The organism is Pseudonocardia terrae (genome assembly GCF_021343995.1).
GTDB classification, from domain to species: domain Bacteria; phylum Actinomycetota; class Actinomycetes; order Mycobacteriales; family Pseudonocardiaceae; genus Pseudonocardia; species Pseudonocardia terrae.
Map to the genome: position 1 here is coordinate 204,504 of NZ_JAJTTE010000005.1, position 10,116 is coordinate 214,619.

General features: G+C 75.1%; 5 protein-coding genes and 1 pseudogene. 5 read left to right on the forward strand and 1 reads right to left on the reverse strand.

The genetic code is table 11. The features are described from left to right. Positions 1-51: 51 nt before the first annotated feature. Complete coding sequence (fabG, locus tag LWC33_RS05445; RefSeq protein ID WP_233303108.1) at positions 52-786, forward strand: 3-oxoacyl-ACP reductase FabG; 735 nt, start codon at positions 52-54, stop codon at positions 784-786. A 58-nt stretch (positions 787-844) separates the two neighbouring features. On the opposite strand, the gene LWC33_RS05450 is transcribed toward fabG, so the two are convergent. Next, complete coding sequence (locus tag LWC33_RS05450) at positions 845-3,577, reverse strand: ATP-binding protein (RefSeq protein ID WP_233303109.1); 2,733 nt, start codon at positions 3,575-3,577, stop codon at positions 845-847. A 659-nt stretch (positions 3,578-4,236) separates the two neighbouring features. Here LWC33_RS05450 and sbnA point away from each other — a divergent pair. From sbnA to LWC33_RS05470, 4 genes and pseudogenes are all read left to right on the forward strand, one after another. Further along, positions 4,237-5,223, forward strand: a complete 987-nt coding sequence (sbnA, locus tag LWC33_RS05455; RefSeq protein WP_233303110.1) for a 2,3-diaminopropionate biosynthesis protein SbnA — start codon at positions 4,237-4,239, stop codon at positions 5,221-5,223. Positions 5,224-5,344: 121 nt separating this feature from the next. Then, positions 5,345-6,256: pseudogene (locus LWC33_RS36435) on the forward strand (PP2C family protein-serine/threonine phosphatase); the annotation flags it as partial. Between the two features lie 22 nt (positions 6,257-6,278). Beyond that, on the forward strand, positions 6,279-6,920 hold the full coding sequence (locus LWC33_RS05465) for an STAS domain-containing protein (protein WP_233303112.1): 642 nt from the start codon (positions 6,279-6,281) through the stop codon (positions 6,918-6,920). 87 nt (positions 6,921-7,007) lie between these two features. After that, on the forward strand, positions 7,008-9,707 hold the full coding sequence (locus LWC33_RS05470; protein WP_233303113.1) for an MFS transporter: 2,700 nt from the start codon (positions 7,008-7,010) through the stop codon (positions 9,705-9,707). Positions 9,708-10,116 lie beyond the last annotated feature (409 nt).

A 10,116-nucleotide genomic window follows, 5' to 3' on the forward strand; every position in this document is an offset into this window, starting at 1 on the left:
GGCCTGGGTCGGTCGGCGGCCGCCGGCCGGCGTGGCGCTGAGGAGGACGTGATGGAGCTGCTGGCAGGGCGGGCCGCCGTCGTCACCGGTGGGGCGGCCGGGATCGGGCTGGCGATCGCCCGCACCTTCGCCGCGAACGGTGCGTCGGTCGTGATCGGGGACCGGGACGGCGAGGCCGCCGAGACCGCCGCGAAGGAGCTGGGTGATCGCGTCACCGGCGTGGCGTGCGACGTGCTGGTGCCCGAGGACGTCGACGCGCTGGTCCGGACCTGTGTCGACCGGCACGGGTCGCTCGACGTGATGGTCAACAACGCCGGCATCCTCCGGGACGCCACGCTGCGCCGGATGACGCTCGAGGACTTCGAGGCCGTCGTCGACGTCCACCTGCGGGGCTGTTGGCTCGGCGTCCGGGCGGCGTCGCTGGTCATGCGCGAGCAGGGCCGCGGGGCGATGATCAACATGTCCTCGATCTCGGGCAAGGTCGGGATGATGGGCCAGACGAACTACAGCGCCGCCAAGGCGGGGATCGTCGGGCTGACCAAGGCCGCCGCCAAGGAGCTGGGCCACCTGGGGATCCGGGTCAACGCGATCCAGCCGGGCATCATCGCCACCGCGATGACCGCGGACCTGCGCGAGGACATCCTCGAGGCGAAGCGGGCGGAGGTGCCGCTGGGCCGGATCGGCGACCCGGACGAGGTCGCGAACGTCGCGCTCTTCCTGGCCTCCGACCTGTCCAGCTACATGACCGGCACGGTGCTCGAGGTGACGGGCGGGCGGCACATCTGACCCCCGGGGCGGCGTGGCTCCGGATCGCCGAGCCCCGCCGACCGTGATCACTGCGCTCTCAGGGGACCGGTGGGGCGTCGAGCTCCTGCAGGCGCGCGGCCAGCTCACGGCGCGAGGAGAGGCCGAGCTTCGCGTAGATGTTGCTGAGGTGGAAGGCGACCGTGCGGCCGGTGATGAACAGCGCCGCGCCGGTCTCCCGGTTGGTACGGCCGGCCGCGACGGAGCGGGCGACGGCCAGCTCCTGCGGGGTGAGGCCCAGCGCGTCGCCGGGTGAGGGCGGGTGCAGCCCGGCGGAGCGGAGCATGTCGTCGCACTCCGCGAGGAACGGCGCGGCGCCGAGCCGGGCGAGCCGGTCGTGGGCGGTGCGCAACAGGTCCACCGCCGGTCGTCGTTCGGGGCCGGTCAGGAGCAGCCGGCCGAGCGCGACCTCCAGGCGGGCCCGGCTCAGCGCGGCGGCGACGCCGCCGGCCGTCTCGAGGCCGCGCCGGTAGGCGTGCTCGGCGGCCGCCCGGTCCGGTCGGAGCTCCTCGCGCAGGCCGCGCAGCCGGGCGGCCTCCACTCCGGACCAGCCCGCCGGCCGGTCCGCGACCCGGGCCTCGAGCGCGCGCAGGGCCGCGTCCGCCTCCCGCTCGCGGCCCAGGCCGAGCAGGGCCTCGGTGTGCAGGACCCGCCAGCCGACGGGCCCGACGTTGTCGAGCAGCCGGGACAGCGCCGGATCGTCGAAGGGCCGAAGGGCCTCCAACACCGCCGCGTGATCGTGCTCGGCCTGCGCGAGCGTCGCGGCCGCGAGGGCGGCGTACGCGCGCCCGCCCCACCAGGGCAGCGCCTGCGCGACACCGGCTGCCGCGTCGCTGTGGGCACGCGCCGCGTCGCGGTCGCCTCGGCCCGCTGCCACGTAGGCGGCGATGGCCCGCACGACGCCGCTGCCCATCACCACGCCCGCGTCCCGGGCCAGCGAGATCGCCAGCTCCGCCTCGACGGTCGCCTCCTGCCAGTCGCCCGTCCGGTAGTGCGCCTCGGCGAGGTAGCCCAGCGCGAGCAGGCGCCCCTGCATCGGCAGGTGCTGCGCCCGGTCGTCGACCACTCCGGACAGGATCCGGGCGGCGCCGGCGGCGTCGCCCGTCCAGAGTGCGAGGATCCCGCGCAGCGCCCGGGCCTCGACCGACTCGGGGCCGGACGGCCCGGCGTCGAGCACGGCGCGGGCGTCGTCGTGGCGGCCCTCGGCGGCCAGCGCGACGACCAGCACGAACCGCGCCGTCGAGGCGACGTCGGCGGCCCCGTCGAGGGCGAGCGCCTCCTCGGCCGACGCGACGGCCCGGGCCGTGTCGCCCTCGATCAGCGAGACCAGGGCCAGGTGCGCCGCCGCGGCCCGCCGGCCCGGGTCCGGCCCGCTCCGGTCGACCGCCGCGGTCAGCTCCTCGCGGGCCACCGCGAACCGGCCGGTCAACGCGGCGAGCCGGCCGAGCACGCGGCTGCGGCCGGGGCTCGGCTCGGCCGCACGCACCTCCGGCTCGGCCCGCAGCCCCGCGCCGAGGTCCCCGCCGGCGAGCATCGACTCCATCGCGCCGACGAGCCGGGCCGACCGCTCCCGGTGGCTCGGGCTGAGGTCGGCCGCGGCCAGCAGGTGTGCCGCCGAGTCCCGCCACCGTCGGGTCGCGCGTTCGGCCTCGCCCAGCTTCTGCAGCTCCGCAGCCAGCTCGGGATCCGGCCCGACGGCCGCGGCGATCCGGTGCTCGAGCGCGGCCGCGCCGCCGAGCCGGCCGGCCGCGGCCGCGTGCAGGCGGTGCCGGCGCTCGGGGGGCAGGTCCGCGTACACGGCGGCACGGATCAGCGGGTGCCGGAACACGACGTCGGGCCGGACGCCGGCGGGCACCTCCTGCAGCGCCCCGGCGCCGACGGCCTCGCCGAGCGCCGCGAGCGGGTCCGGCACCCCGGCCAGCGCCGCCACGTCGGACAGCGCGGCCCGCACGCCCAGCACGGCCGCGGCCAGCACGACCTCCTGGGCGGGCCGGGACAGCGCGGCCACCCGGACCAGGACCAGCGAGCCGAACGACCGCGGCGCGGGCAGGGTGACGGCGAGATCGAGCAGATCGGCCGGGGGGATCTCCTCCACCAGCGCCCGGACGTGCATCGGGTGGCCCTCGGTGTGGTCGCGCAGCCGCACCGCGGCCGCCGGCGGCAGCTCGGGGCCGCCGAGGGCGACCGACAGGGCCCCGACCTCGTCGGCGTCCAGTCCGGACAACGCGAGCCGGCGCAGCAGCGGCTCCTGGGCGAGTATCCGGCCCCAGGCGGGCGACGGCGTGTCCTCCGCGCGGACCCCGGCAACGAGCAGAATTTGGTCCCGGCGGAGCCGCCGCACCACGAACACGAGCGCGCGCACGGAGAGCTCGTCGGCCCACTGGGCGTCGTCGACGACGATCAGGACCGGACCCGCGGCCTGCAGTGCCCCGAGGACCTCCAGCAGAGCCGCCCCGACGTCGACCGGGTCCGCCCCCGGCGCCGGTCCGGTGCCGAGGAGCGGGAGGTCGGCGACCAGCTCCGCCGGCACGTCGGCGAGGAGCTGCTGCAGCAGCCCGTACGGCAGGCCCGCCTCGGCCTCGTCGGCGCCGACCCACAGCACCGTCCCGGCCCCGGACCGGTCGCGGAAACGATGCAGCACGGAGGTCTTGCCGATCCCTGCCTCACCCGTCAACCACACGACCCGGGCCTGCCCCGAGCGCGCCCGGTCGAACTCCGCGGCCAGCACGCGGAGCTCCTCGCGCCGCCCGACGAAGTCGTCCGGCGGGGTCATGGTGGCAGTGTGCTCGGGATCACCTCGGAAGTCGACCGAGGACGGCCTGCGGTCCATCGTGGCCGTCGGCCAGGCCGCCGACGAGGCATCGGAACGCCCGTTCGCGTCGGCGAGGCGCGCCGGACCACCCGTTTGTCGCGTCCGGGCACGGAACGCGCTTGTCGCGCAACCCCTTATACGACGTCTGAGTGAATTCTCGACCGGCGTGAAACAGACGGCTCGTCCGGAGGGATCTACGTGCACAACTCGCCGCAAGGGGGCGGCGGGACTCTGATCGACGGGGCATGGGGGTGTCGCGCCGATCGGGAAGGGGGGAACCTTGACCGCTCGTGACGACACCAGGAGAGCGACGTCGGCGACGTCCCGCCGCCGGCGATCACGCCGGCCACCGGGGCGCGCGACGGCCGTACCCGTGCGGCTCCCACCCGGTCCGCGCTGACCGGCCACGACCTCCACGCAAGCCGACATCCGGGACGGGCCCGTCCGTGCCCCGCAGCGCCCACCCGGCACACCGGCCGTCCACCCGGCCGGAGACCCATCCCGGTGCGCCCGGCCGCCTCGACGCGCCCGCGTGCCGGAACCACGAACCTCCGTCGTTCTCCACCCCGGTCTCGCCGGTGCGACCCGCGCAGGGCGAGCAGTCAGACGAGGAGGGCCCAGTGCCCGTCATCTCCGAACCCCATCAGTACAACGAGGATGCGCTGTACGTCGATCTGTCCGCGATCGTCGACCAGCCGCTGCACCTCAAGTGCGAGGGGTTCAACTTCGCAGGATCGATCAAACTGAAGGCCGCGACCGAGATGGTCGAGGCCGCCGAGCGGCGCGGTGTGATCCACCCGTGGTCGGTGCTCGTCGAGTCGTCGTCGGGGAACCTCGGCGTCGCGCTCAGTCTGCTCGCGGCCAGCAAGGGCCTGAAGTTCGTGTGCGTGACCGACTCCCGGTGCAACCTGGCGACCCGCCGGATGATGGAGGCGCTGGGGGCCGAGGTGCACGTGATGACCGACCCGGACCCCAAGGAGGGGCTGCTCGGTGCGCGGCTGCGGCACGTGCGCGAACTGCTCGCCTCGGACGAGAAGTACGTGTGGCTCAACCAGTACGGCAACGCCGACAACTGGCGTGCCCACTACCGGCGGACCGCGCCGGAGATCCACCGCGAGTTCCCGGACCTGGACGTGCTGTTCGTCGGGGCGGGCACGACCGGGACCCTGATGGGGTGCGCGCGGTGGTTCGGTGAGTACGCACCGGATGTGCGGATCGTGGCCGTCGATGCGGCGGGATCGGTGACCTTCGGCGACGCACCGGGGCGGCGGATGATCCCCGGCCTGGGCAGCAGCGTCCCCTCCCAGTTCCTCGAGCGGTCCCTGGTGTACGACGTGGTGCGGGTCGAGGAGGCCGACACGGTGCGGATGTGTCACCGGTTGGCCCGGCGCGGGTTCCTCTTCGGAGGCTCCACCGGCACCGTGGTCAGCGGTGCGACCCGCTGGCTCGCCGAGCACGGCACGCCCGGGACCGTCGCGGTGGCGCTGGCCCCCGACCTCGGGGAGCGCTATCTGGACACCGTGTACCAGAGCAACTGGGTCGAGGCCCTCTACGGCGACGACGTCCTGTGCGACGAGGAGGAGTCGGTCGCGGCCGGGTCGAGCTGAGGGGCCGCGCCCGGCGGCCCGGTCGGCGTCGGCGCGGGTGGCGCCGGCGCGCGACTGCCGCCGTCCTGCGCGGCACCTGAACCGGGGCGCGGGCCTGTCGCGGCTGTACCAGGATGCGTGCATGCCGGCGGAGCACGGTACGAGTGACGCCGGCGCTCCCGCCGACGTCCTCGGCGCATTCGAGTCGGTTCCCGCGATCATCTGGGCCTTCGAGGGCCCCGAGCTGCGGGTCGTCGCGGCCAACACCGGCGCCCGTGCCTCGGCCGGGTTCCGCCCCGGGATCGTCGGCCGCCCGATCCGCGAGGTGCTGCCCGAGCTGGAGGGGCAGCAGATCTTCGAGATTGTGGAGGAGGCCTTCGCCGCGGGCCGCCCGGTTTCGGCCGATCACCGTCGGGTCTTGGTCGACCGGGACGGCGACGGCCGGCTGGAAGAGAGCTTCTTCACCTACACGTTCTTGCCCACGCACCACGCCGACGGGACGGTCCGGGGGCGCGTCGTGCACATCGCGGAGACCACCGCCCAGGCCCTGCGCCAGGAGGAGGCCGAGCGGGCGGCGGCGGCCTCGGAGCGGCGGTACCGGCACGCGTCGGAGATCGTGCTCGAGCTGCAGCGCAGCCTGCTGCCCACCGGCGTGCCGGTGCTGCCCGGCGTGGTCACCACGGCGCACTACCGGGTCGCCGGCCACGAGCTGGCCGCCGGCGGGGACTGGTTCGACGTGGTGGTGCTGCCCGACGACCGCGTCGGGCTGCTGGTCGGCGACGTCGTGGGACACGGCGCCGCGGCGGCCGGCGCGATGGGGCAGCTGCGCGCGGTCGCGCTCGACGCGTTGCGCGCGGGCGAGGCCTCGGCGGTGGCGCTGCAGCGGCTCGACCGCTTCGCCGCACGGCAGCGGGCGACCCGCGCGGCGACCGTCTGCCTGGCCGTGCTGGACCCGGCGACCGGGGAGCTCGAGGTGGCCGCGCACGCCCATCCGCCGCCGGTCGTCGTCGGTCTGGGGGCCGGGGCCCGTCGGCTCGAGGTGCCCGCGGGGCGCCCCCTGGGGAACGGACCGGCCGGTGCGTCTCCGGGCGGAGCTGGGTCCGGACGGCGCCGTCCGGCTGACGGTCGCCGACGCCGGCCGCTGGCGGACACCCCCGCGCGGGCCGGTCGCGGGCGGGCGCGGGGTGCAGATGATGCGCGAGCTCACCGACGACACCGCGATCGAGCGGGGCCCCGCGGGCACGACGGTGCGGCTCACCCGCCGGCTCGGCCGGCCGGTGACGATCGGGGTGCCACCGCCGGCGCCGGATCCACGACCGCGGCACGACGAGCTCGTCGTCGACCTCGACGAGGAGGACGCGGTCGCGCGGGTCTCGGGTCCGGTCGACCTGACGACCGTCGACCGGTTGCGGGCGCAGTTGCTGCAGGCCGGTCGCGGCCGGACCCGCCCGCTGCGGGTGGACCTCGACAAGGTCACAGTGCTCTCGAGCGCGGGGGTGCAGCTGTTCCACGATCTCACCGGGCTGATGCCGGACCTGCGGCTGACCGTCGAGCCGGACGGGGTCGCGGGCGCCGTCGTCGCGTTGACCGGGCTCGCGGACCGGTTGGCTGAGCCGGCCGGACGCCCCCGACGCCCCGACGCCCCGGAAGAGGTTGTCGACCCGAGCGTCGGCCGCCGCGTGGTCGAGCGGCATGTCGGGCAAGCCCGCAGGCGGTGAGCACGATCACGCGATAACAACTTGCATGGTGCATACATCCGATTATCGTTGCGTGTAGCAACCAACGACGAGGACGAGGAAGACACCGTGTCCATCACCCACGCCGAGGCGGCGCCCCGGGCCCGGACGGGGAGCGGCACCCCCGACGGGGCCGCCGGCGGCGGCGCCGGCATGACCCACCGCCAGATCGTGCAGGCCCTCACCGGGATGCTGCTGGCGCTGTTCACCGCACTGCTGTCGTCGACGATCGTGTCGAACGCGCTGCCGACGATCATCACGGACCTGCACGGCACGCAGAGCCAGTACACCTGGGTCGTCACCGCGACCCTGCTGTCGTCCACGGCCAGCACCCCGATCTGGGGCAAGCTCTCCGACCTCTTCTCGAAGAAGCTGCTGGTCCAGATCGCGATCGTGCTCTACATCGGCGGGTCGATCCTCGCCGGCTTCTCGCACTCGGTGAGCATCCTGATCGTCTGGCGCGCGGTGCAGGGCCTGGGCCTCGGCGCCCTGCAGTCGCTGGTCATGATCGTGATCGCCGTGATGATCAGCCCCCGCGAGCGCGGCCGCTACACCGGCCCGATCGCCGCGGTGATGTCGCTGGCCACCGTGGCCGGGCCGCTGATCGGCGGCGTGATCGTGGACAGCGCGCTGGGCTGGCGCTGGTGCTTCTGGGTCGGCGCGCCCGTCGCGATCGTGGCGCTGGTCGTCGTGCAGCGCACGCTGAACCTGCCCGTGGTCAAGCGGGCGGTGAAGATCGACTACCTGGGTGCCGCACTGATCGCGGCCGGTGTCTGCGACCTGCTCATCTGGGTCACCCTCGCCGGCAACGACTTCGCCTGGAGCTCGGGCACCTCGTGGTCGCTGGTCGCGATCGGCGTCGCCCTGCTCGGGCTCGCCGTGTTCGTCGAGTCGCGGGCCGCGGAGCCGATCGTCCCGCTGCGGCTGTTCAAGGACCGCACCACCACCCTCGCCGTGGTCGCGAGCATCGCCGTCGGTGTCGCGATGTTCGGCAGCGCGGTCTTCCTCGGCCAGTACTTCCAGATCGCCCGCGGCTACTCGCCCACGGCCTCCGGCCTGCTGACCCTCCCCATGATCATCGGTTCGACGGTCTCGGCCACCCTGTCCGGGCAGCTCATCTCGCGCCTGGGCCGGTGGAAGGGCTTCCTGGTCGGCGGCGCGATCCTGATGATCGCCGGCTTCGGCCTGCTCGCCACGATCGACCACGCCACGAACATGGTCCTCGTCGGCACCTTCCTCGCCGTGCTCGGCCTCGGCATGGGCATGACGATGCAGAACCTGGTCCTGGCGGTGCAGAACACCGTGCGGGCGAGCGACCTCGGCGCCGCCTCGTCGACGGTGACCTTCTTCCGTTCGCTCGGCGGCACGATCGGCGTCTCGGTCCTCGGCTCGATCCTGGCCAGCCGGGTCGCCACCCTGACCACCGACGGCCTGGCCGACGCCGGGGTCCAGGTCCCGGCCGGCGGGTCCGGTGAGGTCGGGATCGGCTCGCTCAACCAGCTGCCCGGCTTCGTCGCCGACATCGTGCGCGCCGCCTACGGCGACGGCACCGCCACGATCTTCCTGGTCTCCGCGGTCCTGGCCGTGGTCTCGCTGCTCGCGATCGTGTTCATCAAGGAGGTGCCGCTGCGCACCCAGAGCGGCCTCGAGCAGCAGCGCGAGGAGGTCGACGGCGGCGCCCCCGCGGCTGTCGCCGCGCCGGCCCTCGAGCCCGCGACCATGCCCATCCCGGTCGTCCGGGCCGGGCAGCCGACACCGGCGGTGCCTGCCGCCGTGCCCGCCGCTGTGCCCGCCGCTGGGTCCGCTGCGGCCCCCTCTGCCGCGCCTGCCGGGGACTGGTCGCAGGGCAGGCACGCCCGGCCCCAGCAGGCGCAGCCCGTCCCCCGGCCGTCGCCCGGCCCGCGGCCCCGTCCGGGGCAGCACCCCGACGGCGTCGGCCCGGCGGTCTACGGCTTCGTGACCGGCGCCGGCGGGACCGGCATCCGCGACGCGGCCGTGACCCTCACCGGAGCCCGCGGCGAGCAGGTCGCCCGCACCACCACCGCGCCCGACGGCGGCTACGAGTTCCACCTGCCCACCGGCGGCACGTACCTGCTGGTCGTGTCCTCGGGGTCGCTGCGGCCCTCGGCGTCGATGGTCGCCGTGGCGGACCGCCCGGCCCGGCACGACGTGACCCTCGCCGGTGGCGGCCGGGTCTCCGGCACCGTCGACCGGGGTGCGACCGAGCCGGCGGCCGGTGCGGCCGTCACGCTGATCGACGCCCGCGGCGACGTCACCGGTGCCGCCCGCACCGACGAGACCGGCGGCTACGTGATCGAGGGGGTCCCGGCCGGGACCTACACGCTCACCGCCGCCCTGGCCGGCCACCAGCCGGTGGTCACCACCGTCCTGCTCGAGGACGGCGAGGCCGCGACCGTGGACCTGCAGCTGCCGGTCCGGGCCGAGCTGCGCGGCACGGTCACCGCGGCGCGCACCGGCCGGGGCGTGGCCGAGGCGGTCGCGACGCTGATCTCGCCCGCGGGCGAGGTGGTCGGCACCGCCACCACGGCGGCCGACGGCGGGTTCGCCTTCACCGACCTGGCCGCCGGCACCTACACCCTCACCGCCGCCGGCTACGCGCCCGACGTCCGCAGCGTGCGGGTCGACCCCGGCGCCACGACTGAGGTGCGGGTCGAGCTCGGGGCGCCCGCCCCGTGGGACGGAACCCCCGCCCCCTCGCACCCCGCCTCGCCGGACGTGCGGAGGTTCGACCCCGTCGCCGGGGAGTGATCCACGAGAAACGCGACCGCTGGCCGCCGGGACCTCCGGCGGACGGCAGTCGTGTTCAAGGGGCTCCACGATCGCCGCTTGGGACCGTTGCCCGCCGGTTCTGTCGGCTCCGCGGTCGCAGGCGACGATCACGCCGGGTGTCATGATCGCCGTTCAGGACGCTCTGCGGCCGCAGGTGGCCATGTGTGGTCCCGATCAGCGATCACGGGCAGAGGTTCCGGGCTGGCGGCGGGTGCGGCGTTTCATGATCGTCGTCTGGGAATGCTCCCCGCCGGATGCGGCCGGTCTCGGTCCCGACCGGTGATCATGGGCGGTTGTGGCGGCACTCGCCCTGCCGCGGTGATCATCGCTTGTGACCGTTGCCCGCCGGTTCTGTCGGCTCCGCGGTCGCAGGCGACGATCACGCCGG

Excerpts from the sequence above, each read along its gene's own strand:
- fabG (WP_233303108.1), top strand. The coding sequence starts at position 52 with ATGGAGCTGCTGGCAGGGCGGGCCGCCGTCGTCACCGGTGGGGCGGCC.
- LWC33_RS05450 (WP_233303109.1), bottom strand. The coding sequence starts at position 3,577 with ATGACCCCGCCGGACGACTTCGTCGGGCGGCGCGAGGAGCTCCGCGTG.